At 63.3% G+C, this 23,996-nt stretch carries 26 protein-coding genes; 13 read left to right on the top strand and 13 right to left on the bottom strand.

The annotated features are described in order from the left end of the window. Positions 1-110 precede the first annotated feature (110 nt). A complete protein-coding gene (rpoH, locus tag OCT39_RS14705) occupies positions 111-977 on the top strand; it encodes an RNA polymerase sigma factor RpoH (protein ID WP_263585200.1) in 867 nt (288 codons plus the stop codon). A 75-nt stretch (positions 978-1,052) separates the two neighbouring features. Here rpoH and slmA read toward each other — a convergent pair whose 3' ends face one another. Genes slmA through coaBC form a run of 5 tightly spaced genes read right to left on the bottom strand, consistent with a single transcriptional unit; the run spans position 1,053 to position 5,779 of the window. Further along, the gene (gene slmA, locus OCT39_RS14700; protein ID WP_263585199.1) at positions 1,053-1,661 is read right to left on the bottom strand and encodes a nucleoid occlusion factor SlmA; all 609 of its coding nucleotides are present in this window, start codon (positions 1,659-1,661) and stop codon (positions 1,053-1,055) included. 16 nt (positions 1,662-1,677) lie between these two features. Then, a complete protein-coding gene (gene argB, locus OCT39_RS14695; protein ID WP_263585198.1) occupies positions 1,678-2,577 on the bottom strand; it encodes an acetylglutamate kinase in 900 nt (299 codons plus the stop codon). A gap of 47 nt (positions 2,578-2,624) precedes the next feature. After that, positions 2,625-4,019, bottom strand: a complete 1,395-nt coding sequence (locus tag OCT39_RS14690; protein ID WP_263585197.1) for a phosphomannomutase/phosphoglucomutase — start codon at positions 4,017-4,019, stop codon at positions 2,625-2,627. A gap of 33 nt (positions 4,020-4,052) precedes the next feature. After that, a complete protein-coding gene (gene dut, locus OCT39_RS14685; RefSeq protein ID WP_263585196.1) occupies positions 4,053-4,508 on the bottom strand; it encodes a dUTP diphosphatase in 456 nt (151 codons plus the stop codon). Continuing rightward, a complete protein-coding gene (coaBC, locus tag OCT39_RS14680; protein ID WP_263585195.1) occupies positions 4,508-5,779 on the bottom strand; it encodes a bifunctional phosphopantothenoylcysteine decarboxylase/phosphopantothenate--cysteine ligase CoaBC in 1,272 nt (423 codons plus the stop codon). Before coaBC ends, dut begins: the two co-directional genes overlap by 1 nt. A 171-nt stretch (positions 5,780-5,950) precedes the next feature. Here coaBC and radC point away from each other — a divergent pair, with 171 nt between their 5' ends. The 7 genes from radC to ald all read left to right on the top strand — a co-directional run bounded on the left by radC (position 5,951) and on the right by ald (position 11,291). Then, a complete protein-coding gene (gene radC, locus OCT39_RS14675) occupies positions 5,951-6,625 on the top strand; it encodes a RadC family protein (protein WP_252109492.1) in 675 nt (224 codons plus the stop codon). Positions 6,626-6,853: 228 nt separating this feature from the next. After that, positions 6,854-7,090, top strand: coding sequence for a 50S ribosomal protein L28 (gene rpmB, locus OCT39_RS14670; RefSeq protein WP_038481085.1), 237 nt, complete (start codon positions 6,854-6,856; stop codon positions 7,088-7,090). A 46-nt stretch (positions 7,091-7,136) separates the two neighbouring features. Further along, positions 7,137-7,292: a 50S ribosomal protein L33 gene (gene rpmG, locus OCT39_RS14665; RefSeq protein ID WP_227391162.1), complete on the top strand. Its 156-nt coding sequence runs from the start codon at positions 7,137-7,139 to the stop codon at positions 7,290-7,292. Positions 7,293-7,449: 157 nt separating this feature from the next. Further along, positions 7,450-8,277 (top strand): bifunctional DNA-formamidopyrimidine glycosylase/DNA-(apurinic or apyrimidinic site) lyase, encoded by an 828-nt coding sequence (gene mutM / locus OCT39_RS14660; protein ID WP_263585194.1) that lies wholly within the window; start codon positions 7,450-7,452, stop codon positions 8,275-8,277. A gap of 21 nt (positions 8,278-8,298) precedes the next feature. Beyond that, positions 8,299-9,507 (top strand): class I SAM-dependent rRNA methyltransferase, encoded by a 1,209-nt coding sequence (locus OCT39_RS14655; RefSeq protein WP_318152969.1) that lies wholly within the window; start codon positions 8,299-8,301, stop codon positions 9,505-9,507. Positions 9,508-9,544: 37 nt separating this feature from the next. Beyond that, the gene (locus OCT39_RS14650; protein ID WP_263585192.1) at positions 9,545-9,994 is read left to right on the top strand and encodes an acyl-CoA thioesterase; all 450 of its coding nucleotides are present in this window, start codon (positions 9,545-9,547) and stop codon (positions 9,992-9,994) included. A 178-nt stretch (positions 9,995-10,172) separates the two neighbouring features. After that, on the top strand, positions 10,173-11,291 hold the full coding sequence (gene ald / locus OCT39_RS14645) for an alanine dehydrogenase (RefSeq protein ID WP_263585191.1): 1,119 nt from the start codon (positions 10,173-10,175) through the stop codon (positions 11,289-11,291). Between the two features lie 29 nt (positions 11,292-11,320). On the opposite strand, the gene OCT39_RS14640 is transcribed toward ald, so the two are convergent. Then, a complete protein-coding gene (locus OCT39_RS14640; RefSeq protein WP_263585190.1) occupies positions 11,321-11,569 on the bottom strand; it encodes a SlyX family protein in 249 nt (82 codons plus the stop codon). Positions 11,570-11,735: 166 nt separating this feature from the next. Here OCT39_RS14640 and OCT39_RS17430 point away from each other — a divergent pair, with 166 nt between their 5' ends. Further along, positions 11,736-12,269, top strand: coding sequence for a cold shock domain-containing protein (locus OCT39_RS17430; protein ID WP_311959999.1), 534 nt, complete (start codon positions 11,736-11,738; stop codon positions 12,267-12,269). 80 nt (positions 12,270-12,349) lie between these two features. On the opposite strand, the gene OCT39_RS14630 is transcribed toward OCT39_RS17430, so the two are convergent. The 7 genes from OCT39_RS14630 to map all read right to left on the bottom strand — a co-directional run bounded on the left by OCT39_RS14630 (position 12,350) and on the right by map (position 20,291). Continuing rightward, complete coding sequence (locus OCT39_RS14630) at positions 12,350-12,739, bottom strand: hypothetical protein (protein WP_263585189.1); 390 nt, start codon at positions 12,737-12,739, stop codon at positions 12,350-12,352. Then, entirely contained in the window at positions 12,736-13,917 is a 1,182-nt protein-coding gene (gene dapE, locus OCT39_RS14625) for a succinyl-diaminopimelate desuccinylase (RefSeq protein WP_263585188.1), read from the bottom strand. The genes OCT39_RS14630 and dapE overlap by 4 nt, the downstream gene beginning before the upstream one ends. Then, a complete protein-coding gene (dapD, locus tag OCT39_RS14620; RefSeq protein ID WP_263585187.1) occupies positions 13,904-14,929 on the bottom strand; it encodes a 2,3,4,5-tetrahydropyridine-2,6-dicarboxylate N-succinyltransferase in 1,026 nt (341 codons plus the stop codon). The genes dapE and dapD overlap by 14 nt, the downstream gene beginning before the upstream one ends. Positions 14,930-15,010: 81 nt before the next feature. Continuing rightward, positions 15,011-15,358 carry a Spx/MgsR family RNA polymerase-binding regulatory protein gene (locus OCT39_RS14615; protein WP_263585186.1) on the bottom strand — a complete coding sequence of 116 codons (348 nt, stop codon included), beginning with the start codon at positions 15,356-15,358 and terminating at the stop codon, positions 15,011-15,013. A gap of 137 nt (positions 15,359-15,495) precedes the next feature. After that, positions 15,496-16,692, bottom strand: coding sequence for a succinyldiaminopimelate transaminase (gene dapC / locus OCT39_RS14610; RefSeq protein WP_263585185.1), 1,197 nt, complete (start codon positions 16,690-16,692; stop codon positions 15,496-15,498). A gap of 135 nt (positions 16,693-16,827) precedes the next feature. Further along, positions 16,828-19,503, bottom strand: a complete 2,676-nt coding sequence (locus tag OCT39_RS14605) for a [protein-PII] uridylyltransferase (RefSeq protein WP_263585184.1) — start codon at positions 19,501-19,503, stop codon at positions 16,828-16,830. Beyond that, entirely contained in the window at positions 19,503-20,291 is a 789-nt protein-coding gene (map, locus tag OCT39_RS14600) for a type I methionyl aminopeptidase (RefSeq protein ID WP_263585183.1), read from the bottom strand. Before map ends, OCT39_RS14605 begins: the two co-directional genes overlap by 1 nt. A gap of 347 nt (positions 20,292-20,638) precedes the next feature. Between map and rpsB the strand changes: the two genes are divergently transcribed. From rpsB to frr, 4 genes are all read left to right on the top strand, one after another. Beyond that, positions 20,639-21,388, top strand: coding sequence for a 30S ribosomal protein S2 (gene rpsB, locus OCT39_RS14595; protein ID WP_263585182.1), 750 nt, complete (start codon positions 20,639-20,641; stop codon positions 21,386-21,388). A 240-nt stretch (positions 21,389-21,628) separates the two neighbouring features. Continuing rightward, positions 21,629-22,498, top strand: a complete 870-nt coding sequence (tsf, locus tag OCT39_RS14590) for a translation elongation factor Ts (RefSeq protein ID WP_263585181.1) — start codon at positions 21,629-21,631, stop codon at positions 22,496-22,498. Positions 22,499-22,639: 141 nt separating this feature from the next. Beyond that, positions 22,640-23,407 carry a UMP kinase gene (pyrH, locus tag OCT39_RS14585; RefSeq protein WP_263585180.1) on the top strand — a complete coding sequence of 256 codons (768 nt, stop codon included), beginning with the start codon at positions 22,640-22,642 and terminating at the stop codon, positions 23,405-23,407. 4 nt (positions 23,408-23,411) lie between these two features. After that, positions 23,412-23,969, top strand: a complete 558-nt coding sequence (gene frr, locus OCT39_RS14580; RefSeq protein ID WP_252109508.1) for a ribosome recycling factor — start codon at positions 23,412-23,414, stop codon at positions 23,967-23,969. The last annotated feature ends 27 nt before the right edge of the window (positions 23,970-23,996 follow it).

Raw genomic sequence — 23,996 nt, 5'->3', positions numbered from 1 at the left:
CTGTCTTAGTGATTACTCCGACACGCTATGTCGATCGTGAACCGCACACATTGGCTCATGTTGATGACGATAGCAGGTCGATCAGGATAGGTGACAAGGAGACCATCTGCATGAGCACTAGTCTTCTACCGGTGGGTCAGCTGTCTCCAGGCAACGACCTGGGCGGTTACATTCAAGCGGTCAACGGCATTTCCGTTCTGACCGTCGAAGAGGAGCAGGCGTTGGCGCGCCGGCTCTATGACGAGGGCGATCTCGAGGCGGCGCGGCGGCTAGTCATGTCGCACCTGCGCTTTGTGGTGCATATTGCGCGCAGCTATTCGGGCTATGGCTTGCCTCAGGCCGACCTGATTCAGGAAGGCAACGTGGGCCTGATGAAGGCGGTCAAGCGCTTCGACCCCAATCAGGGCGTGCGGCTGGTCTCTTTTGCCGTGCACTGGATCAAGGCCGAAATTCATGAATTCGTGCTGCGTAACTGGCGCATCGTCAAGATTGCGACCACCAAGGCGCAGCGTAAGCTGTTCTTCAACCTGCGCAGCGCGAAAAAACGCCTGGCCTGGCTGAACAACGATGAAGTCGCCGCCATCGCCAAGGATCTCGACGTCAAACCCGAGATCGTGCGCGACATGGAAGGGCGGCTGTCGGCGTTCGATGCGGGCTTCGATGCCTCGCCGAGCGATGATGAGGACAGCCCCTACCAGGCGCCGGCGCAGTTTCTGGACGATGCCACCCTCGACCCGGCGACTCAGCTCGAGGACAGCGATTTCGAAGAGGACTCCACGCGCCGCCTTCAATTGGCGCTGGGCGAGCTCGACGACCGCTCGCGGGATATTCTGCAGCGTCGCTGGTTGACCGACGACAAGTCGACGCTTCACGATTTGGCCGACGTGTACGGTGTGAGCGCCGAGCGGATTCGCCAGCTCGAGAAGAACGCCATGAAGAAGCTTCGCGCGAAAATGGGCGACACACTCGCTGCTTGATGAGAAGCGACTCAAAACGAAAAGCCCCGGCAGTCTCCGGGGCTTTTTCATGTCCGCACGTCCTGGATGGAGCGGTCAGGCGGACAAGGCGCTCTCTTTCAATAACCCGGAGGCGATCAGTGCCCACTGGTCGTCCCAGTACTCGGTCGGGGCGCGCTTGAAGTCGCTGCGCACGTACTGCGAAATGCGCCCTTCAGCTTGGGCGATCAATAAATTCGCCGCCGCCGAGGCGGTGATGGTCGTGCGTCGCCCTTCGCGAATTTCCGCCTCGCGCAGAATCTGCTTGAGCTGAGTCTCCAAACGCTCGAAGAGCTGGTGCACCCGCTGTCGGAGCCTGGCCGTCTCGCCGGTGAGCACGTCGCCACCGAGCACCCGGGCAAGCCCGGGGTTCTTCTCGGCAAAGCCCAAAAGCAGCGAGAGGATCGTCGCGCAGCGGCGCTCGGCGTCGGGGATGTCCTCGAGAATGCGCGTGATGCGCGCGAAGACGCTCTCCTCGATGTAGTCGATCAGACCTTCGAACATGCGCGCCTTGCTCGGAAAGTGGCGATACAGCGCCGCCTCGGAGACGCCGACCTGGCGGGCCAGCGCGGCGGTGGTGATGCGCTTGCCGCTGTCCTCTTCGAGCATGATGGCCAGCGCCTGCAGGATTTGTTCGCGCCGGCGCGGTTTATTGTCATCGCTCATGTGCCATCCCCTTGCTTTAGCCAGCGTCGCTGATCAAGGTGCCGACGCCCGCCTTGGTGAAGATTTCGAGCAAAATGGCGTGGGGCACGCGGCCATCGACGATCTGGGCGCTGACCACGCCCCCTTTCACGGCGTCCAGCGCGCAGCGAATCTTGGGCAGCATGCCGCCGTAGATGGTGCCGTCCTCGATCAGCTCGTCGACCTGAGCGGTGGTCAGCCCGGTGAGCACCTGGCCTTCGCTGTTCATCAGCCCCGCCACGTTGGTCAAAAGCATCAGCTTCTCGGCGCCGAGCGCCTCGGCGAGTTTGCCGGCGACCAGGTCGGCGTTGATGTTATAGCTGTGGCCTTCGTCATCCACGCCGATCGGCGCGATCACCGGGATGAAATCGCGGGCGGCGAGCATCTCGATCAGATCGGTGGAGATCGACTCCACCTCGCCGACGTGGCCGATATCGATGATCTCTGGAGCGGTCATCTCTGGCGTCTTGTGCTCGACCTTGAGCTGGCGGGCGCGAATCTGGGCGCCGTCCTTGCCGGTCAGACCGATCGCCTTGCCGCCGCTTTGATTGATCAGGTTGACGATGCTCTTGTTGACCAGCCCCCCGAGCACCATCTCGACCACATCCATGGTCTGGGCGTCGGTGACGCGCATGCCGTTGACGAAGCGCGACTCGATGTTGAGCTTCTCCAAAAGGCTTCCGATCTGCGGGCCGCCGCCGTGGACCACCACCGGGTTGATGCCGACTTCCTTCATCAACACGATGTCGCGGGCGAAGGAGTTGATCAGGGTGTCTTCGGTCATGGCGTTGCCGCCGTACTTGACGACGACGGTCTTGCCGGAGAACTGCTGGATATAGGGAAGTGCTTCTGACAGCACCTCCACGACGACCCGCGGGTCGCGACTGTTTGGATTCATTGGATTATCCCTTGGCTTGTCTTTTTTTACGGCGCGTTGGGCGCGCTCTATGATGTCGGCTCGGCAATCACGGCGATGTCCAGATCAGGCGCGGTGCGGGCCAGCGCCCGGGCAAAGCGCGCCCTGATCCTGGCAAGTGCGGCGTCGCTTTCCCCTTCGAAGCGAAGCACCAGCGCCGGCGTGGTGTTCGATGCCCGGCAAAGCCCGAAGCCATCGCTATAGTCCACCCGAATGCCGTCGATCGTGGTCTTGATACCTTCGCCGAAGTCGCCATCTCTGGCAAGCGCTTCCACCAGGCCGAACTTTTCTTCATCGGCGACCGCGACGTTGATTTCCGGGGTGCTGATTTCCTGGGGAAAGCGCGCGAACAGCGCCTCTGCACTCTCGCTTTGCCCGCTCAAGATTTCCAAAAGCCGGGCGGCGGCGTAGAGGCCGTCGTCGAAGCCGTACCAGCGCTCCTTGAAGAAGATATGTCCGCTCATTTCGCCGCCCAGCAGCGCGCCGGTTTCGATCATGCGCGATTTGATCAGCGAGTGGCCGGTGCGCCACATTTCCGGCTCGCCGCCGGCATCAATGATGGTGTGGGCGAGGCGGCGGCTGCACTTGACGTCGAAAATCACGCCGGCCCCCGGGTGGCGGTCGAGCAGGTCGGTGGCGAACAGCGCCAGCAGATGGTCCGGGTTAATGATGCGCCCGCTTTGAGTGACCACGCCCAGCCGGTCGCCGTCGCCATCGAAAGCCAGCCCGATATCCGCTCCCTGTCGTTTGACCTCGTCGATCAGCGCCGTAAGGTTTTCCGGCTTGCCCGGGTCCGGGTGGTGGTGGGGAAAGCGCCCGTCGATTTCATCGAAAAGCGGCGTGACATGAACGCCCAGGCGCCGGATCAGCTCGGGCCCGAGTTCGCCGGCCACGCCGTTGCCGCAGTCCACCACGGCGTGCAGCGACCGGGCCACGGTGACGTCACTGGTTGCGCGCGCAAGATACGTCTCGCGCACGTCGACCTCGCGGTACGTGCCGTGGCCCTCGGCCAGTTCGCCGCTTTTGATGCGCTCGTAAAGCGCGGTGATGGTCTCATTGGAGAGCGTTTCGCCGCCGAGCACGATCTTGAAGCCGTTGTACTCAGGCGGGTTGTGGCTGCCCGTGATCATCACCCCGGAGCGGCTGGTCGCGAGCGTATGGGTGGCAAAATAGAGTGTTGGTGTGGGCACCCGGCCGATGTCGATGACGTCGACGCCGGCGCGCAGAAGCCCTGCCACCAGTGCCTGGTGGAGTCTGGGCCCGGAGAGGCGCCCGTCGCGGGCAACGATCACCGCGCGCTCGCCCCTGGCCGCGGCCTCGGAGCCTGCCGCCTGGCCGATCAGCGCGGTCGTGGCCTCGGTCAGGGTGTCGTCCACGACGCCGCGGATATCGTAGGCGCGAAAGATGGAGGCGGGTACCGTCATGAGCGTGTCCTGAAGTCAGCCAAAAGGAAGAAGCTAGCCGCGCCCGGTGCTGCCGAAGCCGCCGGCGCCGCGCGCGCTGTCGTCGAAGCGCTCGACGATCTCGAGCGACGCCTGCACCACCGGTACCAGCACGTACTGAGCGAGCCGCTCGAAGGGGGCGATGGTGAAGCTCGTCTGGCCGCGGTTCCACACCGATATCTTGAGCTCGCCCTGGTAGTCTGAGTCGATCAGCCCCACCAGGTTGCCGAGCACGATGCCGTGCTTGTGGCCAAGCCCCGAGCGCGGCAGGATCATGCCGGCAAGGCCTGGGTCACCGATATGGATGGCAAGGCCGGTACCCACGAGTTCGCACTCGCCGGGGGCAAGCGTAAGGGGCGCATCCAACAGGGCGCGCAGGTCCATGCCTGCCGCGCCCTCGGAGCCGTAGCTCGGTAGATAATCCAGCATACGCTCGTCGAGCACCTTGCACTTCAAGGGGGTGTGGCTCATTACATCGTTTCCGCGGTTGAGTCGATCAGTGAAAGCGCCTTGCCGACGATCAGGCGGGCAAGGGCGGTCTTGGGTTGGGGCGCAGCACTTTGCTGGTCAACGTCTGCGCCGACGCGCCAGATTAGCAGCGCGGCGTTGTCATCGCTGCCAAAGCCGAGGCCCGCGTGGGAGACGTCGTTGGCCACTACCATGTCGAGGCGCTTGCGTGACAGCTTCTCGCCGGCGTAGTGCGCCACGTCTTGCGTTTCGGCGGCAAAGCCCACCACGAAGGGGCGCGTCGGCGCGTCGAGCGCGGCGACGTCCGCGATGATGTCCGGGTTCTTGACCAGCGTCAGGGTCAGCGTGTCGACACCTTGAGTCTTTTTGATCTTGTGCTCGGCGGGGTGCTCGGCGCGGTAGTCCGCCACCGCCGCGCAGCCGATGAAAAGCGCGGCACTCGGCGCCAGACGCAGCGCCTCATCGTGCATCTGCCGGGCGCTTTCGACGTCGATGCGCTCAACGCCGGCCGGGGTGGCCAGCGTGACCGGGCCGCTGATCAGCGTTACCCGACAGCCCGCCTCGACAGCGGCGGCGGCAAGCGCGTAGCCCATCTTGCCGGAGCTTTGGTTGGTGAGGTAGCGCACCGGGTCGAGCGCCTCCCGGGTGGGGCCGGCGGTGATCACCACGTGGGGGCGCTGTGCATCCGGCGTATGCGCCGCCGGCGTCAGGTGCCGCGCCAGGGCGTCGACGATCTCTTCGGGCTCGCTCATGCGCCCGGGGCCGACGTCACCACAGGCCTGCTCGCCGGCGGCGGGGCCGATCACCTGCCAGCCGTCGTGATCGAGCTGAGCCGCGTTTCGCTGGCTCGCCGGATGGCGCCACATCGCCTGGTTCATCGCCGGGGCGATCAGCCGGGGCGCCTCGCAGGCAAGACTCAGCGTGGTGAGTAGGTCATCGGCCAGGCCGTGCACCAGGCGCGCGATCAGATCCGCCGTGGCCGGCGCGATCAATAGCGCATCCGCCCAGCGGGCGAGCTCGATATGGCCCATGCCGGCTTCCGCCTGCGGGTCCAGAAGGGAGGTGCGCACGGCCTCGCCGGAGAGCGCTTGCAGGGTCAGCGGGGTGATGAACGCCTGGGCGCCGTCGGTGAGCACCACGCGCACCTCGCCGCCGGCCTGCTTGATCAGCCGGATGATCTGGGCGCTTTTATAAGCGGCAATGCCGGCGCTGACGCCTAGAAGGATGCGTTTGCCCGCCAGCGCCGCGTGCGGGAAGGCCTGGGTCGACGCCATACACGCCTCCTGAATGAAACGCTTTAAAAGCCGGGCTACTGCCCGCCGTGAAGGGGCTCACCATACCATTTGGGCGCCGGTTTTGGCAGGTTCGCTCGCGGGCTTCTAGGCTAGGTATAGTGAGCGCTGACCGCGCACATCGACACAATAGCGATACGCAAGGGGTAGGCGATGGGCATCAATCACTGGCCGGAGGGCGAGCGCCCCCGGGAGAAGCTTTTAACGCTGGGCGCCCAGGCGCTGTCGGACGCCGAACTGCTGGCGATCTTTCTGCGCGTTGGCGTCAAGGGGCGCTCGGCGGTGGATCTCGCCCGCGACCTGCTCACCCGCTTTGGCGGGCTCAGGCCGTTTCTGGAGTCCGATGAGCGCGCCTTTTGCCAGGCCCATGGGCTGGGCTCGGCGAAGTTCGCCCAGCTACAGGCAACGCTTGAGCTCTCGCGGCGCCACCTGGCCACCCAGCTCGCCCGGGGTAACGCGCTGACCTCGCCGTCACTCGTGCGCCACTATCTGCGCTCGCAGTTGAGGCATCTGGGCCATGAGGAGTTCGCGGTGCTTTTTTTGGATACTCAGCACCGAATCATTCGCTATGAGGCGCTGTTTCGCGGTACCCTAGACAGCGCATCTGTCTACCCTCGCGATGTCGCCAAGCGCGCCCTGGAACTCAATGCGGGCGCGGTGATTCTGGCTCACAACCACCCCTCCGGTGTAGCCGAACCCAGCGATGCCGATCGACGCATCACCGAGCGTCTGACCCAGGCACTGGGGCTTTTCGACGTGCGGGTACTGGATCATTTCGTGGTGGGGGATGCGGATGTCATCTCTTTTGCCGAGCGCGGCTGGCTTTGAAAAAGTCGGCGTTTTACCGTTCAAAAGGGCCTTTTTGACCCTTCAGGCACGCTTTTGCTTGCCGCTGATCGGATGCTCTGGTATAAAGTGCCACCTTTAAACTTGGGTTGAATAACGGATTCGGGTACAGCCAGGCCATCGCGGCATCGACTGACTCCCTCCCTTCCGGTTTGCCCGACAGTTTTGAACACTCAGGCTTATACCCTGGCCAAGCGGTTGGAGGCTCTCATGTCCAAAGTATGTCAGGTTACCGGCAAGCGTCCGGTAACTGGTAATAACGTTTCACACTCCCAGCGTAAGACACGTCGTCGTTTCTTGCCGAACCTGCACACGCACCGTTTCTGGGTCGAATCCGAGAACCGTTTCGTGAAGCTGCGCGTCTCCTCCAAGGGCATGCGCATCATCGACAAGAAAGGTATCGAGACCGTGTTGGCCGACATCCGCAAGCGCGGCGACGCCATCTAAGCTCGTTTTCAGCTATTATTAGCGACGCATTTTGGGAGATTGAACCATGCGCGATAAGATTCGTCTGGTGTCCAGCGCCGGTACCGGCCACTTCTACACCACCGACAAGAACAAGCGGAACACCCCCGACAAGTTCGAGTTCAAGAAGTATGATCCGGTGGTTCGCAAGCACGTCATCTATAAGGAAGCCAAGATCAAGTAATTTCGATTACGCTGATCGGCTTTCACCGCAGGCCTGGCCTGCCGAAAACCCGGCCCTAAAAGCCGGGTTTTTGCATGCATGGCCCCTGCGCCGCCGGATAGTCATCTGCGCTCGCTACGCTACCCTTGCCTGACGTCAACTCTCACAGGACCCCGTCATGCCCGAGCTGCCCGAGGTCGAAACCACCCGTCTGGGAATCGCGCCCTACGTCGAGGGGCGTGAAATCGTTGAGGTGCGCGTGCGCAACCGCCGCCTGCGCGTGCCGGTACCCGAGGACTTCGAGCAGCGCTTGATCGGCGCCCGGGTGGGATGCGTCACGCGCCGGGCCAAGTATCTGCGCCTGCCGCTGGCCTCGAGTGAGGGCGAGGGTACGCTGCTATGGCACCTGGGAATGTCCGGCAGCCTGCGCATCGCCCGTGTCGGGGATCTGCCCAAAAAGCACGATTATGTGGATCTTGTGACCGGTGAGGGCTTCGTGCTTCGCTATCATGACCCGCGCCGTTTCGGCTTCGTCGACTGGCAGCAGGGCGATGGCACCGAGGATACGCGTTTGGCCCACCTGGGCCCGGAGCCCTTGAGCGAGGCCTTCGACGGCGCCTGGCTCTACCGGCTCTCGCTGGGCAAGCGCATGGCGGTCAAGCCGTTTTTAATGGACAACCGCGTGGTGGTCGGGGCGGGGAACATCTACGCCGCGGAGGCGCTGTTCCTCGCCGGCATCGACCCTCGCCGCGCCGCCGGTCGCATTTCGAAAGCGCGCTTCGATCGATTGGCGCTGGCGGTCAAGGACGTGCTGGCCGCCGCCATTACGCAAGGCGGCACCACGCTTCGCGATTTCGTCAGCGGTCAGGGCGAGCCTGGCTACTTCGCTCAAAAGCTCAACGTCTACGGGCGTCAGGGCGAGCCTTGCCGGCGCTGCGGGCAGCCCTTGAAGCGTATCGTTTTGGGCCAGCGGGCGAGTGTTTTCTGCCCGGGATGTCAGCGCTAAACTCATTTTCACGCTTTGCCGATGTTTTTGGAGAAACCAGTGACCCAACGCCTGCGCTTGAATAAAAATGCCGACCGCCGCCTGAAGGCGGGGCATCTATGGATCTACTCCAACGAGGTGGATACCAAAGAGACGCCGCTCAAGGAGTTTGGCGCCGGCGAGGCCGCGCTGATCGAGGCCTCCAACGGCAAGGCCATTGGCGTGGCCTACGTGAACCCGCACTCGCTGATCTGCGCACGCATCATGTCCCGCGACCCGGAGATGCGCCTGGACCGGTCGCTGTTCGTGCACCGCTTCAACCAGGCGCTGGCGCTGCGCGAGCGCATGTTCGCCCAGCCGTTCTACCGCCTGATTCACGGCGAGGGCGACCTGCTGCCGGGGCTGATCATCGACCGCTTCGGTGACGTGCTGGTGGTACAGCTCAACACCGCTGGCATGCAGGCGCTGGCGAACGAGATCGTCGATGCGCTGGAAAAAGTCGTCAAACCCGAAGTGATCGTGTTTCGTAACGACACCGGCGGCCGCCGTCAGGAGGGGCTCGAGGCCCAGGTCGAGGTGGTCAAGGGCGTGCTGCCCGACGAGGTCGTGATCGAGGAGAACGGTGTGCGCTTCGTGGTGCCGGTGCTTAACGGTCAGAAGACCGGCTGGTTCTTTGATCACCGCGTCAACCGCGCTTGGCTCAACGGCCAGGTGGCGGGCAAGCGCGTGCTGGACGTGTTCAGCTACGTCGGCGGCTGGGGCGTTCAGGCGGCGGCCAGCGGCGCCAGTGAAGTGCTCTGTGTGGACAGCTCCGGGGCGGCGCTCGAGCAGGTCGCGCGTAACGCCGAGCTCAACGGCGTGCATGAGCAGGTGGCGGTGGGCGAAGGTGACGCCTTCGAGGCGCTGGCCGCGCTCAAGGCGGACGGCGAGCAGTTCGACGTGGTGATTCTCGACCCGCCGGCGTTTATCAAAAAGCGCAAGGACATCCCCAACGGCGAGCGCGCCTACGCGCGGCTCAACCGCGAGGCGATGCGCCTTCTGGGCCGCGATGGCCTGCTTCTTTCGGCGTCCTGCTCGATGCACCTGGCCCACGACCGCCTGGTCGACGTGGTGCGCGGCGCGGTGCGCCACCAGGACCGCCACGGCCAGGTCATTTTCCAGGGCCATCAGGGGCCGGATCACCCGGTGCACCCGGCGATTCCCGAAACCGCCTACCTCAAGGCGCTGGGCGTACGGGTTTACCGCGACTGATCGACGATGGGTTAGCCAATACGCGTAAGGAGTCAGTATGGAGTGGGCACTGCCAGCGCCGTACGTCATGGCCATCACCGTCGAGGCGAGCGCCATCGACGCGTTTGGTCACGTCAACAACGGTGAGTACCTGCGCTGGGTCGAGCGGATCAGCTGGGCCCACTCCGAGGCGCTGGGCCTCGATCTTGCCCGCTACCGCGCGCTCGACCGGGCAATGGTGGTGCACCGCCACGAGCTCGACTACCTCGCGCCCGCCTTCGAGGGCGAGGCGCTCGTACTGGCGACCTGGATCGTCGAGTGCGACCAGCGCCTGAGCCTTACCCGGCGATTTCAGCTCAAGCGTGAGCGCGACGGTAAAATGCTGCTCAACGCCCGCACGCGTTTTGTGTGCGCCGCGCTCTCCACCGGGCGGCCTCAGCGCCTGCCCGAGGAGTACCGGCGCATCTACGGCGCGGCGGTCGTGAGCGAGCCCGCAGCGAAGGGATAAGGCTAAAGCAGCGCGCGGCTAAAGCGGATTTTTCTGCCAGCGCGCGGTTTGCGCCACAATTTTCTTCTGAAAAACGCCTTTACCGGTGTTTTTCTCGTTTTAAGGCCGTGCGCTGGCAGCGCCTTTCGACTGTGCTGTAATGAAGTAACGTTCATTGACGCTCATCGAGAGGCCCGCCATGCAGATCGCCGTCCCAAGGGAAATCAAGAATCACGAATACCGCGTCGCGCTTACCCCCAGCGGCGCCCGAGAACTTGCCGGGCGCGGTCACACGGTGTTCGTGCAGGCCGGTGCCGGTGAAGGCGCCGGATTTCAGGACGGCGACTATGAAGCGGCGGGGGCGCATATCGAGCCCGACGTCGAGGCGCTCTGGCAAAACGCCGAGCTGATCCTGAAGGTCAAGGAGCCGCAGGCTGAAGAGGTTGCCCGGCTGACCCCGGCGCATACGCTCTTTACCTACCTGCACCTGGCGGCGGAGAAGTCGCTGACCCAGGGCTTGATCGACCGCGGCGCGACCTGTATCGCTTATGAAACCATCATCGACGGCAAGGGCGGGCTTCCGCTGCTGGCGCCGATGAGCACGGTGGCCGGGCGCATGGCGGTGCAGGCCGGCGCCCACAGCCTGGAGAAAGCCCAGGGCGGGGCTGGGGTGCTGCTGCCCGGCGTGCCCGGGGTGGCACCGGGCAAGGTCACGGTGATCGGCGGCGGCGTGGTGGGTGAAAACGCCGCGCGGATGGCGCTGGGCCTCGGCGCCGACGTGACGATTCTGGATCGCTCCCTTGCCCGTCTGGGCGAGCTCGATGATCGGTATCAGGGCCGCATCAAAACCGTCTACTCCACGGCGGATGCGCTGGAAGAGGCGGCCAAGCGCTCGGACATGATCATCGGCGCGGTGTTGATTCCAGGCGCGGCGGCGCCGAAGCTGATCACCCGCGCCATGCTCGCCGACATGAAGCCGGGAAGCGTGCTGGTGGACGTTGCCATCGACCAGGGCGGCTGCTTCGAGACCAGCAAACCCACCACTCACGCCGAGCCGACTTATCTCGTCGACGGTATCGTCCACTACTGTGTCGCGAACATGCCCGGCGCCGTGGCGCGTACCTCCACCCAGGCGTTGACCAACGCCACGCTGCCTTTCGTACTGGCATTGGCCGACAAGGGCTGGCAGCAGGCGCTCAAGGACGATGCCCACTTCGCGCCGGGGCTCAACGTCCACGCCGGAAAGGTCACCTATCGAGCGGTGGCCGAGGCGTTTGGGCTCGAGTACGTGAGCAGTGAGTCGCTGATCGACCCCTGAGCGGGCGCCGCTTTCAAACCGAAAGGGGCTCAATAGTGCGGGGGCAGATCGTCTTCCAGACGGTAGGCCCCGCCGTCGGTATGATCGCTCGACACCTGGTGCTGCTCGCGCAGCCGGTCGCGCATAAGGGTGTTCATCCGTTCGAGTTTTTCCAGCTGCTGCGCCTGGCTTGCGATCGTCTGGTCGAGGGTGTCCAGCCAGTGCTCCTGATAGGCGAGCTTGCTCTCCAACGCTTCGAGCCGGCGGCCGAGCTCGGCGGGCGATAATTCGTTTGTCATGATAAGATCGAAACCTTGTAGTGTATGCTCGGTAGGGTTAGCCCGCCTTTTGCGCGACGTAAGTGATATTGCTCGAATATTTATCGCCAAAGTGGGGGGTTGCTATAATCTCGCCGCGTATTTTCCTTTGTTTGTTACTCATACAACAAGAGAGCTTTTTATATCCATGAACCCAAAAGTTGTTGTTCGCTGTTTATTGATCAGTGTGTTACTCGCCGCGCCCACGCCGCTGCTGCTGGCCGGTCTTGTGCATCTCACCGACGCCCCGCTCGCCGAGCAGTGGCTTTCCGAGCTTGCCATTATCGGTACGACCGGTGTTTACGTGGCCGTGGCCCTGGGGAGTTTTATCGTACTGCTGGTCGGCACGCTGGCCGCGGCGGCGTTCGCGCCTCCGGTGGTCGTTAGTGGCGAAACGGTTCGCGCCAAACCCGCCCCGCGTCCCGCGGAGCCGGTCGAGGAGGAGCCGGCGGAAGTGATCGACCCCAACGACGGGCGCGAAGAGGGAGAAGTGAAGTGGTTCAATACCAACAAGGGCTACGGTTTCATTACCCGCGATAACGGCGAGGACGTGTTCGTTCACTTTCGCGCCATACGCGGGCGCGGGCCGCGCATGCTCGCCGAAGGGCAGATCGTGCGCTACCACGTGATTCAAAACGATCGCGGCCTTCAGGCCGACGACGTGAGCATCATCGAGTCCTGATCGCTTCCCGCTTCAAACCACTGGCCCCGCAATCGCGGGGCCAGTGGCGTTTTGGGGCAGGCAAAAACGAGAAGCGCAGGCTAGCGCCCGGAATCCGGCCAGGCAATACGCTGGGCCTCGCCCGTTGGCCGCACCTGCCAGAACGCGTCCGGGTCATCCCCCGGGCTCCAGCCGCCGAGCGAGCAGCGCACCTCGACGCCCAGCGCCGGCGCCGCCGCCGTGGCGCAGGCCTGATCAGTAGGCCAGGGCGTGTGGGCGCTGTCGAACCAGAGACTCGCGAAGCCGTCGGCGGCGTTCTCCACCAGCAGTACCGGCACCGCGACGCTGTCCTTCAGCCCCTGGCTTTTCCACTTGTTCTTGCCCGCCGGGCGTAGCGCCGGCGCCGCGATGGTGTCGAAAAGCCAGGCGTTGAGCGCCTCGAACTCGACCTTGGCCAGGTACACCTCGATATCCGGAAAGCGCTCGCTCATCGTGTTGGCTCCCGGCCGTTTTCCTCAGTGAATAGCGCCTGCAGGGTAGCCTCGTAGATCCGGCTCAGCTCATCGAGATCGGCGGCGCGCACGCGCTCGTTGACCTTGTGGATGGTGTCGTTGAGCGGGCCGAGTTCGACCACCTGGGCGCCCAGGGTCGCGATGAAGCGACCATCCGAGGTGCCGCCGCTGGTCGAAAGCGCCGGGCGCTGTTTGGTGATCGCCTCCACCCCGGTCATCACCGCGTCCACCAGCGCGCCTTCGGCGGTGAGAAACGGCTCGCCGTTGAGCGTCCAGTCGATGTGAAACTCGAGCCCAAAGCGCTCGAGAATCGCTTCGGTGCGCGCCTTCAGCGCCTCATGGGTGACTTCCGTGGAGTAGCGGAAGTTGAACACCACCTCGATCTCGCCGGGGACCACGTTGGTGGCGCCAGTGCCGGCGCGAAAGTTGGAGATCTGAAAGCTGGTCGCCGGGAAGAAGTCGTTGCCCGCGTCCCAGTGCTCGCGGGTCAGCGCCTCGAGCGCCGGCAGCGCCTGATGGATGGGATTGCGCGCCAGGTGCGGGTAGGCCACGTGGCCCTGTATGCCCTTGACGTGAAGCACGCCACCCAGTGAGCCTCGCCGGCCGTTCTTGATCACGTCGCCAAGCGTGGCCGTGGAGGAGGGCTCGCCGACGATGCAGTAGTCCAGGCGCTCGTTGCGTTCGCGCAGATGTTCGACCACCGCGCGGGTGCCGTCGATGGCCGGGCCTTCCTCGTCGGCGGTGATCAGAAACGCGATACGCCCATCGTGATCCGGCGTGTGGCCGACAAAGCGCTCGACGGCGGTGATCATCGCCGCCAGGCTTCCCTTCATGTCCGACGCGCCCCGGCCGCACAGCATGCCATCGTCGTCGATGCAGGGCGAAAAGGGCGGAAACTCCCAGCTGGTGTGCGGGCCGCTGGGAACGACATCCGTGTGGCCGGCAAAGGCCAGCACCGGGCCGTGATGGCCGCGTACCGCCCAGAAGTTTTCCACATCGCCAAAGGGCAGGCGCTCGACATGAAAACCGAGCGCCTCGAGGCGCTCGATCATGATCGTCTGGCAGCCTTCGTCGTCCGGCGTGACCGAGGCGCGGCCTATCAGGTCGAAGGCGAGCGCGAGCGTGGGCGAGAGCCCCTCGGGCTCAGTTATGGGCATGCAGCGCCTCGTTCAGCGCCACGGCGCTCTTGTTGGTCAAGCATTCCACACGGCCGTTTTGCGAGTTGCGGCGCAAGAGCAGGTCGTTCTGGCCGGCCAGTTCGCGACCAGAGACGGTCTTGACCTCGTTTTTCTGATCATCGAGCAGCGTGACCTTGGTGCCGGCAGTGATATAGAGCCCGGCTTCGACGGTGCAGCGGTCGCCCAGCGGAATGCCGATACCCGCGTTGGCGCCGATCAGGCAGCCTTCGCCCACCTTGATGACGATGTTGCCGCCGCCAGACAGCGTGCCCATGGTGGAGCAGCCGCCGCCGAGATCCGAGCCTTTGCCGACGAATACGCCCGCCGAGATGCGGCCTTCGATCATGCCCGGGCCTTCGGTACCGGCGTTGAAGTTCACAAACCCTTCGTGCATCACCGTGGTGCCTTCACCCAGATACGCCCCAAGACGGACGCGGGCGGTATCACCGATACGAATGCCCGCGGGCACCACGTAATCGGTCATTTTGGGGAACTTGTCGACACAGTCCACGGAGAGCGGCTGGCCGGCCAGCCGCGCTTTCAGGCGACGCTCGGGCAGCTCTTCGATGTCGATGGCGCCTTCGCTGGTCCAGGCGATGTTGCGTAGAAGGCCGAACATGCCGGTCAGGTCGAGGCCGTGGGGTTTGACCAGCCGGTGCGAGAGCAGGTGCAGCTTGAGATACACCTCCGGGGCACTTTGCGGGGCGTCGTCGGTATCGATGAACATGGCCACCAGCGGGCGCTGACTGTCGGCAAGCGAAGCGGCAACGCTTGCCTGCTCCGCGTGGCCGGCATCCTGAAGCGCTTGGCTCAGGCGCTCGCAGTCCTCGGGCAGAAAGCTCACGGCTTGGGTGCCGGCGGGGGCGTTTAGCGCCTTTTGCGCGGCGCTGATCAGGCTCTCGGCGGGTTTGAAAAGCGGGGCCGGGTAGTAGATTTCCAGCCAGTCGCCTTGTGTGTTTTGCGTGCCGATTCCAAGCGCGAAGCTCAGCATAAAGCGTCTTCCTTTCCGGTTAAGTCGTCGTGAGTAAAAAGCGTTGCCATTATCGGCCACGATCAGTGGCCGATCATTGGGTTACTGAGTGATGTTGTCGTAATCACCCTCTTGATAGCCCACCACGAAGTGGTGGCTATCGAGCTCCAGAAGCGGGCGTTTCAAGAGCGTGGGATGTTTGAGCAGAAGCTCGCGGCCAGAGGTCGCATCCAACCCCTCTTTTTCCTCTTCCGGCAGCTCCCGCCAGGTCTTGCTGCGCTTGTTGATGGCGTCCAGCAGCGGCACCTGCTCGAGGATGTGCTCCAGAAGGCTCGCCGACAGGCCATCCTTGCGAAGGTCGTGGGTCTTGAAGGCCAGGCCTTTCTCGTCCAGCGCCTTGCGCGCCTTGCGGCAGGTATCGCAGTTATCGATGATGTAAAGCGTCAGCATAAAGCCTCCTGTCGTTGCTCTGATGGTCGCGCGTTCGCCGGCGTGTCACCGCGTTTCGTTCGCGTGGTCAAAACCAACCGGGTCAAAACCAACCGGGTCAAAACCAACATAGCCAAAATATCGCGATTGCAAAACGCCTAGCCGCGCTCGATCAAGCGGCGAAGACGGCGCGCGGCTTCCAGCGTCGGTTCGAGCTCGGCGACCAGCGCCAGGCGCAGCCGCCCGGTGCCCGGGTTGTGGCCATGTGCGTCCTCGCGGCCCATCAGGCTGCCCGGCAGGACGCTGACGTGCTCTTCGCTGAACAGGCGCTTCGTGAAGGCGATGTCATCGCCGCCGGGCACCGCGGGCCAGAGATAGAAGCTGGCCTCGGGCGTGGGGAAGTCCATCACCGGGGCGAGCACCTCGGCCACCGCCTGGAATTTCTCGCGGTAGGCGTCGCGGTTGGCCAGTACGTGAGCCTCATCCTGCCAGGCCGCGATCGAGGCACGCTGCACCGGCAGCGACATGGCGCAGCCGTGGTAGGTACGGTAGCGCTTGAAGGGCGTGAGAATGTCGGCGTCGCCGGCGACGAAGCCGGAGCGAAGCCCGGGCAGGTTCGAGCGCTTGGAGAGCGAGTGAAACACCACGCAGCGGCGATAGTCATCGCGGCCAAGCTCGGCGCAGGCCTGCAGCAGTCCCGGTGGCGGCGCGGCTTCATCGAGATAGAGCTCGGAGTAGCACTCGTCGGAGGCGATGATGAAGTCGTGCTCATCGGCGAGCGCGATCAGCGCCTTGAACTCGGCCATCGAGGTGACCGCGCCGGTGGGGTTGCCCGGCGAGCAGAGAAACACGATCTGCACGTCCTGCCAGGTCGCGGCGTCCACCGTGGAAAAATCCGGGCAAAAGCCGTTCTCGGCGCGGCAGTCGAGATACAGCGGCGTGCCGCCGGCCAGCAGCGTCGCACCTTCGTAGATCTGGTAGAACGGGTTGGGCACCGCGACCTTCGCGGGCCGGTTTCGATCGAGCGCGGCCTGCACGAAAGCGAAGATCGCCTCGCGGGTGCCGTTGACCGGCATCACCTCGCGCTCCGGATCAAGCCCCGCCAGCCCGAAGCGCCGCGTGGCCCAGGCGCTGATCTGCTCGCGCAGCTCGCCAAGGCCGTTGGTCGCCGGATAGCGCGCCATCTCGTCGAGACTTTGTGCCAGCGCGGTGAGCGCCGCCGGGTAGGGTGCATGCTGGGGCTCACCGATGGTCAGAGCGATATGCTCGAGGCCCGTGGGGGCGACGAGCCCCTTTTTGAGCGTGGCCAGCTTCTCGAACGGATAGGGGTGCAGGGCGTTGAGATCAGAATTCATGGCGTGTCCGTTGATGGGCGGGCCGCAGCGGCGTGGGAGCGAGGCGCGATAAAAGAGGCCTCGATTATAAGCATGCCCACTGACCACCTCAAACCCGCGTTGCGCACTCAAGCGATCCCCTGGTGCTCCACTGACTCAAACGCTGAGCACCTCGATCAGCCGGCTTCGAAGCTTTTGCTGGCGCGCCGGGTCGGTGAGCGGCTCGCCGGCCTTGGTGGTGATGAAGAACACGTCCTCGACCCGCTCGCCGAGCGTGGCGATCTTCGCCGTGGAGAGCGCAATGTCCTGCTCCATGAAGATGCGCCCCACACGTGCCAGAAGCCCCGGGCGGTCGGGGGCGGTCAGCTCCAGGAGCGTGCGCTCGTTGGCCGGGTCCTGCTCGATCAGCACCTCGGTCGGTACCTTGAAGTGCTTGAGCTGGCGCGGCGTGTGGCGCGTGACGATCTGCGGATAGTCGTCAGGGTCATCGAGCTCCTCCACCAGGTGGCTGCGCATCTCCTCGATCGCGCCGGGCTCGCGAATCGGCTGGCCGTGGCTGTCGAGCACGATGAAGGTGTTGAGCGTCCAGTCGTTATGGGAGGTGGCGATGCGCGCGTCGTGGATCGAAAGCCCCAACTGCTCCATCGCCGCGGCGGTGGCGGCGAACAGATCGTCCACCGAGCGGGTGTGGATGAACACCTTGGTGCCGCCTTCGGCCATGTCCAGGGTGGGCGCGCTGATCAGCACCAGCGGAAGCTTCGAGCCCTCGTGGGCGAGAATGCCCTGCGCCTGCCAGACGATTTCGCTCGGCGCGTACTGCAGAAAGTAGTCCTCGCCCAGCGTCTCCCACAGCGTGTCGATGCGCGCGCTCTCCACGCCCACATTGGAGAGCAGTGAGCGCGCCTCCAGGCGGGTTTCGCGAATCCAATCGTCGCGGTCCGGCGGGTTCTTGAGTCCGCGACGCAGCGCGCGCTTGGTCTCGGCGTGGAGCTGGCGCAAAAGCGATGCCCGCCAGCCGTTCCAGAGCGTCGGGTTGGTGGCGTTGATGTCCGCCACGGTGAGTACGTACAGGTAGTCCAGCCGGATTTCGTCGCGAACCGCCAGCGCGAAATCGCGAATCACGTCCGGGTCGCTGATATCACGCTTTTGCGCGGTCATCGACATCAGAAGATGGTGCTCGACCAGCCACTTCGCCAGGTTCGTGTCGTGGGGCGAGACGTGGTGACGCTGACAAAAGTGCTCGACGTCGACGGCGCCGATCTCGGAGTGATCGCCGCCGCGGCCCTTGCCGATATCGTGGAAAAGCCCGGCGATCCAGAGAAGGTCGAGTTTGGGCAGCTGGTGAATCAGCGTGGCCGCCACCGGGAAGTCCGCTTTGGCGTCGGATTTGCGAAAGCCGTGCAGAAACTTCAAAAGCCGCAGAGTGTGGGCGTCGACGGTGTAGATATGAAACAGGTCGTGCTGCATCAAACCCACTGCGCGGCCGAACTCCGGCAGGTACTTGCCCAGAATCCCGTAGCGGTTCATGCGCCGGAGCTGGCGCGGGACGTTGCCCGGCGCGCGAATGATCGACATGAACAGGCGCTGGTGGTGCGGGTCTTCGCGGTAGTGGTCGTCGATCTGGTGGCGGTGATCGCGAATCAGGCGAATAGTGTCGGCGCGCACCCCTTCGATATGCTCGTGTCTGGCCATCAGCAGAAACAGCTCGAGCATCGCCTCGGGATGGTCGCGAAACAGCGTTCTCGAGCGGGCCTGGATGTAGCCGCCCCGGGTCTCGAAGCGCTCGTTGAGCGTGACCGTTTCGAGCACTTCCTTGCCGCGCAGGATGACCTCGTCGAAGTGCTGCAGGAGCATGTCGTTGAGCCCGGCCAGTGCCGTCACGTGGCGGTAGTAGCGCTTCATGAACTGCTCGACGGCCAAGCGCTCCGGCGTATCCTTGAAGCCGAACATCTCGGCGATGGTGCGCTGGTGATCGAACAAAAGCCGGTCCTCGGCGCGGTCCGTGATCATGTGCAGCGCGTAGCGCACCTGCCACAGGAAGGCCTGGCCCTGGCTCAGGATTCGAAGCTCGGCGTCGTTCATGAAGCCGTTGGCGACGATGTCGGCGTACTGTTCGGTATCGAAGTGGCGCTTGGCGACCCAGCCGATCATCTGAATGTCGCGAAGCCCGCCTGGCGAGCTCTTTAAATTCGGCTCCAGGTGATACTCGGAGTTGTTGTAGCGGTAGTGGCGGCTGATCTGCTCCTGCCACTTGGCCTCGAAAAAACGATCCGCCGGCCACAGGTGCTCCGGGGCCAGGCGCTCGCGCATCTTCTGCCGTAATCGCTCGGGGCCGGCGATCAGGCGCGATTCGAGCAGGTTGGTGATCACCGTGACATCCTCGGCCGCCTCGCGCTCGCAGTCGCTCAGCGAGCGCACGCTGTGGCCGATCTCAAGGCCGATATCCCAAAGAAAGGTGATGAAGGCAGTGAGCGGCTCGCGGTAGGCGCTGTCGTCGTCGTGCTCGAGCAGCAGCAGTAGATCGACGTCGGAGTGCGGGTGCAGCTCGCCGCGGCCAAACCCGCCCACGGCGATGAGCGCGATGCCGTCATCCGGCCACTCGAAGCGCTCCCAGGCCATGGCCAGCAGCTGATCGAGATACCAGGCGCGCCCGCGCACCAGATCACGAATGTCGGCGCCTGCTCGAAAGCGCTCGTCCAAACGCGCCTGAAGCTCCTTGAGGGCGGCCTTGAAGGGCGCGATCGGCGAGCGCGTACCGGCAAGCTCGGTGCGAAACGCCGCCAGGTCGAAAAGCGTCGCGTCCGGCTCGAACCGGTGGTGGTGGAGAAGCATCAGTTGAGGAAGCTAAGGTCTTCGTCGCTGCGCGCGGTCAGCACGTCAACGCCGTTTTCGGTGACCAGCAGCGTGTGCTCCCACTGAGCGGAGAGACTCTTGTCCTTGGTCACCGCGGTCCAGCCGTCGCGCAGCACCTTGGTCTTGTAGCTGCCGACGTTGATCATCGGCTCGATGGTGAAGCACATGCCGGGCGCAAGCGCGATGTCGGCGGAAGGCGCATAGCCGTCGTAGTGGAGAAACTGCGGGTCTTCGTGGAAGCCGGCGCCGATGCCGTGGCCGCAGAAGTCGCGCACCACCGAGTAGCCGTTGGCTTCGGCGTGTTTCTGGATCGCGCGGGCGAGTTCTGATAGGTGAACGCCGGGCTTGACCAGCGCCATGCTCTTGTAAAGGCACTCCTGGGTCACGCGGCAAAGGCGCTCGCCCTGGATGGTGTCGCCGATGATGAACATCATGCTGGAGTCGCCGTGGTAGCCGTCCGGCGTCTTCACGGTGATGTCCAGGTTCATGATATCGCCATTCTTGAGCGTCTTGTCGAAGTCCGGAATGCCGTGGCAGACCACGTGGTTGATCGAGGTGCAGGTCGCGTGACTGAAGCCGTGATAGTGCAAGGGCGCCGGTGTCGAGCCCAGCTCGTCGACGATATACGCGTGACAGCGCTTGTCGATCTCGCCGGTGGAGACGCCGGCAACGACATAAGGGGTGATCATCTCGAGCACGCTGGCAGCCTGGCGGCCGGCTTCGCGCATTTTTTCGATTTCTTCCGCTGTCTTGATAGGAACGTTCATGACTTCTCGATATGGCGGGTTGGGTCGGTAGTGCACGCCGGGCGTGCAAACCCCGAAGGGCGACTTCATCTTGGCAATGATATATGGTATAAAGCCGCGCGCTTTCCTGCAATCGCCATCCCGCAATCGCCTTTTTTCGGCGCGCGGCGCGGCGAGTATGCCGGTCGGCGCCCATACAGAGTCTGCGGCACTGCCATAAGGCTCATACAGCAAGCCTTGAAAACACACATGCACCGGCACATGGTCCCGGGTGCCGTTAGCCTCGAAAGGCGCTTTGACAGCGCTGAGACTATCGGTCGGATCCATGGGGTGCGTGGAGGCCTAACCCGAGTTTCAGGAGTTTTACCATGGCTCACGTCAATATGCGTGATCTGCTCAAAGCAGGCGCTCACTTCGGTCACCAGACCAAATACTGGAACCCGAAGATGAGCAAGTTCATCTTCGGCGCGCGCAACAAGATTCACATCATCAACCTCGAGCACACCCTGCCGGCGCTGAACGAAGCGATCGATGTGGTCGAGAAGATGGCGGCGTCCAACAACAAGATCTTGTTCGTTGGCACCAAGCGCAGCGCCAGCAAGGTCATTAAAGAAGAAGCCAATCGCGTCAACCAGCCGTTCGTCAACCATCGCTGGTTGGGCGGCATGCTGACCAACTTCAAGACCATTCGTCAGTCCATCAAGCGTCTGCGCGAGCTTGAGACCATGCACGAAGACGGCACGTTCTCGAAGCTGACCAAGAAAGAAGTTCTGATGGCCACGCGCGAGCAGGAGAAGCTCGAGCGCTCCATCGGCGGTATCAAGAACATGGGCGGCCTGCCGGACGCGCTGTTCGTGATCGACGTTGATCATGAGCGCATCGCGATCAACGAAGCCAACAAGCTGGGTATCCCGGTCATTGGCGTGGTCGATACCAACTCCAACCCCGATGGCGTGGACTACGTCATTCCGGGTAACGACGACTCCATCCGCGCGATCCAGATCTACGTGAAGGCGATTGCCGACGCGTGTGGCCGTGCTAAAGAAGGTCGTCCGGACGAGTTCGTTGAAGTGACCGACGAGCAGGCTTCCGCCGAAACTGACGCCGCGGCCGAGTAACACGGCCACGGTGGATGCGGCGGGCAGTTGAGCCGCATCGCGTGAAGGGGGCTTTGGCCCCCTTTTTCCCGCTTGGCGGGCCGATTACGCCGGGCTCCTGCGCCGGCATACGCACTACAAACGACTGTCTGTGTTGATCAATCTGTTTTGATCACGCAGTGACATGAAGCGGTCAACACGCCTTGTGTATACTTTGTAGCGCGTCCAACTCTCAAAAATCCTTTCAGAGGTGAATTTCTCATGGCAGCTATCAGCGCCTCTCAGGTTAAAGAACTGCGCGAACGTACCGGTCTTGGCATGATGGAGTGCAAAAAAGCACTCACCGAAACCGATGGTGATATCGACGTAGCCATCGAGAACCTGCGTAAGAACTCGGGTCTCAAGGCCGCGAAGAAAGCCGACCGTGTCGCCGCCGAAGGTGCCGTGGTCACCCGCGTCGCCGACGACGGCAGCTACGGTGTAATGGTCGAGATCAACTCCGAGACCGACTTCGTGTCGCGTGACGACAACTTCATCAGTTTCGCCAAGACAGTCGCTGACGCATTCTTCGCCGCTAAAAGCGACGACGTGGCCGCGGTCACCGAAGGCGAGATCGAAACCGCGCGCGAGCAGCTGGTTCAGAAAATCGGTGAGAACATCGGTGTGCGTCGTGCCGTGGTCGTCAACGCCGTTGAAGGCGGTCTGGTCGGCGAGTACGTCCACGGCGGCCGTATCGGCGTACTGACCGTGCTGACCGGCGGTAACAGCGAAACCGCGAAAGACGTCGCCATGCACGTTGCGGCCATCAACCCGAGTGTTTCTCACCCGGAAGATATGCCCCAGTCGGAGCTCGACGAAGAGAAAGCGATCATCCTGGCCCAGCCCGACATGGCCGGCAAGCCCGAGCAGATCGCCGAGAAAATGGTTCAAGGCCGCCTGAAGAAGTACTTGGCCGAGAACAGCCTGACGCAGCAGCCCTTCGTCAAGGACCCCAACCAGACCGTGGCCGAGTTCGTGAAGGCCGCCGGTGGTGAAGTGGTCAGCTTTACGCGCTTTGAAGTAGGCGAGGGCATCGAGAAAGAAGAAGTCGACTTCGCCAAGGAAGTTATGGAACAGGCTGGCCGTCGCTAAGGTCAGAGGTTTCAGTTCGATGATGGCGTGCGCGCAAGCGCACGCCATCGTGTATCCGGCCCTTGCGTTTTGCGCGCGGGCTCGCCCGCGCAACGCCGCGGCCGGCTGCCCACCCTTGCCTTCCACTCAGGAGAGATGCCCATGTCACGTGATGTTCAAGACGCCAGCCCCATTGCCGGCAAAATGGACAAGTCGAAGTCCAAGTACAAGCGGATTCTTTTGAAGCTCTCTGGCGAGGCGCTGATGGGAGAGCACGATTTCGGGATCGACCCGGCGGTGCTTGATCGCATGGCGCTGGAGATCGGCCAGCTGGTCGGCATTGGTGTACAGGTCGGCATCGTGATCGGGGGCGGGAACCTGTTTCGCGGCGCGGCACTCAATGAAGCGGGCATGGATCGGGTGACCGGCGATCACATGGGAATGCTGGCAACGGTGATGAACGCGCTGGCCATGCGCGACGCTTTGGAGCGCTCCAATATTCGCTCCAGAGTGATGTCAGCGATTCCCATGAGCGGCGTAGTCGAGCACTACGACCGCCGCACGGCGATCCGTTATCTGACCTCGGGGGATGTGGTGCTTTTCTCCGCCGGCACCGGCAATCCGTTTTTCACTACCGACTCCGCGGCGTGTCTGCGTGGCATCGAAGTCGATGTCGACGTGGTCATTAAAGCCACCAAGGTGGACGGTGTGTACAATAAGGACCCGGTCAAGTACCCGGACGCGGTCAAGTACGACCAGCTCAGCTACGACGACGCGCTGGAGCAAAAACTCGGCGTGATGGATTTGACCGCTATCTGCCTGGTACGGGACCATGACATGCCGGTACGGGTATTCGACATGAACAAGCCTGGCGCCCTACTCAATCTTGTCGTAGGGGGCAAGGAAGGCACGCTGATAGACAGAGGATAAACACGTGATCAACGACATCAAGAAAGATGCCGAAACGCGCATGAAGAAAAGCGTCGACGCGCTGCATACCAACTTCAACAAGATCCGTACCGGGCGCGCGCACCCGAGCATCCTGGATGCGGTCACCGTCGACTACTACGGTGGCCAGGTGCCGCTGAACCAGGTGGCGTCGGTCAACGTGGAAGATGCACGGACCTTGACCGTCACGCCCTGGGAGCAGCCCATGGTGCCAAAGATCGAAAAAGCGATCATGACCGCGGATCTGGGCCTTAACCCGTCAAGCGCCGGCAACGTGATTCGCGTGCCGATGCCGATGCTGACCGAAGACACGCGCAAGAATTACATCAAGCAGGCGCGCGCCGAGGCGGAAACCGCACGCGTTGCGATCCGCAACGTGCGTCGCGACGCCAACGGTGATTTCAAGTCGCTGTTAAAGGACAAGGAGATCACCGAGGACGATCAGCGCCAGGGCGAAGACGAGATCCAGAAGCTGACCGACAAGTACATCGCCGAAATCGACAAGGCGCTGACGGCCAAGGAACAGGACCTGATGCAGGTCTAGTCTTGTCTTTTTATTACGCCCGGGCGC

Origin of the sequence: Halomonas sp. GD1P12 (assembly GCF_025725645.1) — a bacterium.
In the GTDB taxonomy this organism is placed as follows: domain Bacteria; phylum Pseudomonadota; class Gammaproteobacteria; order Pseudomonadales; family Halomonadaceae; genus Vreelandella.
This window is presented reverse-complemented; position numbering and strand designations above follow the sequence as displayed.

What these genes read in the sequence shown, in the direction of transcription:
- rpoH (WP_263585200.1), top strand. Translation starts at nt 111, where the DNA reads ATGAGCACTAGTCTTCTACCGGTGGGTCAGCTGTCTCCAGGCAACGAC.
- slmA (WP_263585199.1), bottom strand. Translation starts at nt 1,661, where the DNA reads ATGAGCGATGACAATAAACCGCGCCGGCGCGAACAAATCCTGCAGGCG.
- argB (WP_263585198.1), bottom strand. Translation starts at nt 2,577, where the DNA reads ATGAATCCAAACAGTCGCGACCCGCGGGTCGTCGTGGAGGTGCTGTCA.
- OCT39_RS14690 (WP_263585197.1), bottom strand. Translation starts at nt 4,019, where the DNA reads ATGACGGTACCCGCCTCCATCTTTCGCGCCTACGATATCCGCGGCGTC.
- dut (WP_263585196.1), bottom strand. Translation starts at nt 4,508, where the DNA reads ATGAGCCACACCCCCTTGAAGTGCAAGGTGCTCGACGAGCGTATGCTG.
- coaBC (WP_263585195.1), bottom strand. Translation starts at nt 5,779, where the DNA reads ATGGCGTCGACCCAGGCCTTCCCGCACGCGGCGCTGGCGGGCAAACGC.
- radC (WP_252109492.1), top strand. Translation starts at nt 5,951, where the DNA reads ATGGGCATCAATCACTGGCCGGAGGGCGAGCGCCCCCGGGAGAAGCTT.
- rpmB (WP_038481085.1), top strand. Translation starts at nt 6,854, where the DNA reads ATGTCCAAAGTATGTCAGGTTACCGGCAAGCGTCCGGTAACTGGTAAT.
- rpmG (WP_227391162.1), top strand. Translation starts at nt 7,137, where the DNA reads ATGCGCGATAAGATTCGTCTGGTGTCCAGCGCCGGTACCGGCCACTTC.
- mutM (WP_263585194.1), top strand. Translation starts at nt 7,450, where the DNA reads ATGCCCGAGCTGCCCGAGGTCGAAACCACCCGTCTGGGAATCGCGCCC.
- OCT39_RS14655 (WP_318152969.1), top strand. Translation starts at nt 8,299, where the DNA reads ATGTTTTTGGAGAAACCAGTGACCCAACGCCTGCGCTTGAATAAAAAT.
- OCT39_RS14650 (WP_263585192.1), top strand. Translation starts at nt 9,545, where the DNA reads ATGGAGTGGGCACTGCCAGCGCCGTACGTCATGGCCATCACCGTCGAG.
- ald (WP_263585191.1), top strand. Translation starts at nt 10,173, where the DNA reads ATGCAGATCGCCGTCCCAAGGGAAATCAAGAATCACGAATACCGCGTC.
- OCT39_RS14640 (WP_263585190.1), bottom strand. Translation starts at nt 11,569, where the DNA reads ATGACAAACGAATTATCGCCCGCCGAGCTCGGCCGCCGGCTCGAAGCG.
- OCT39_RS17430 (WP_311959999.1), top strand. Translation starts at nt 11,736, where the DNA reads ATGAACCCAAAAGTTGTTGTTCGCTGTTTATTGATCAGTGTGTTACTC.
- OCT39_RS14630 (WP_263585189.1), bottom strand. Translation starts at nt 12,739, where the DNA reads ATGAGCGAGCGCTTTCCGGATATCGAGGTGTACCTGGCCAAGGTCGAG.
- dapE (WP_263585188.1), bottom strand. Translation starts at nt 13,917, where the DNA reads ATGCCCATAACTGAGCCCGAGGGGCTCTCGCCCACGCTCGCGCTCGCC.
- dapD (WP_263585187.1), bottom strand. Translation starts at nt 14,929, where the DNA reads ATGCTGAGCTTCGCGCTTGGAATCGGCACGCAAAACACACAAGGCGAC.
- OCT39_RS14615 (WP_263585186.1), bottom strand. Translation starts at nt 15,358, where the DNA reads ATGCTGACGCTTTACATCATCGATAACTGCGATACCTGCCGCAAGGCG.
- dapC (WP_263585185.1), bottom strand. Translation starts at nt 16,692, where the DNA reads ATGAATTCTGATCTCAACGCCCTGCACCCCTATCCGTTCGAGAAGCTG.
- OCT39_RS14605 (WP_263585184.1), bottom strand. Translation starts at nt 19,503, where the DNA reads ATGCTTCTCCACCACCACCGGTTCGAGCCGGACGCGACGCTTTTCGAC.
- map (WP_263585183.1), bottom strand. Translation starts at nt 20,291, where the DNA reads ATGAACGTTCCTATCAAGACAGCGGAAGAAATCGAAAAAATGCGCGAA.
- rpsB (WP_263585182.1), top strand. Translation starts at nt 20,639, where the DNA reads ATGGCTCACGTCAATATGCGTGATCTGCTCAAAGCAGGCGCTCACTTC.
- tsf (WP_263585181.1), top strand. Translation starts at nt 21,629, where the DNA reads ATGGCAGCTATCAGCGCCTCTCAGGTTAAAGAACTGCGCGAACGTACC.
- pyrH (WP_263585180.1), top strand. Translation starts at nt 22,640, where the DNA reads ATGTCACGTGATGTTCAAGACGCCAGCCCCATTGCCGGCAAAATGGAC.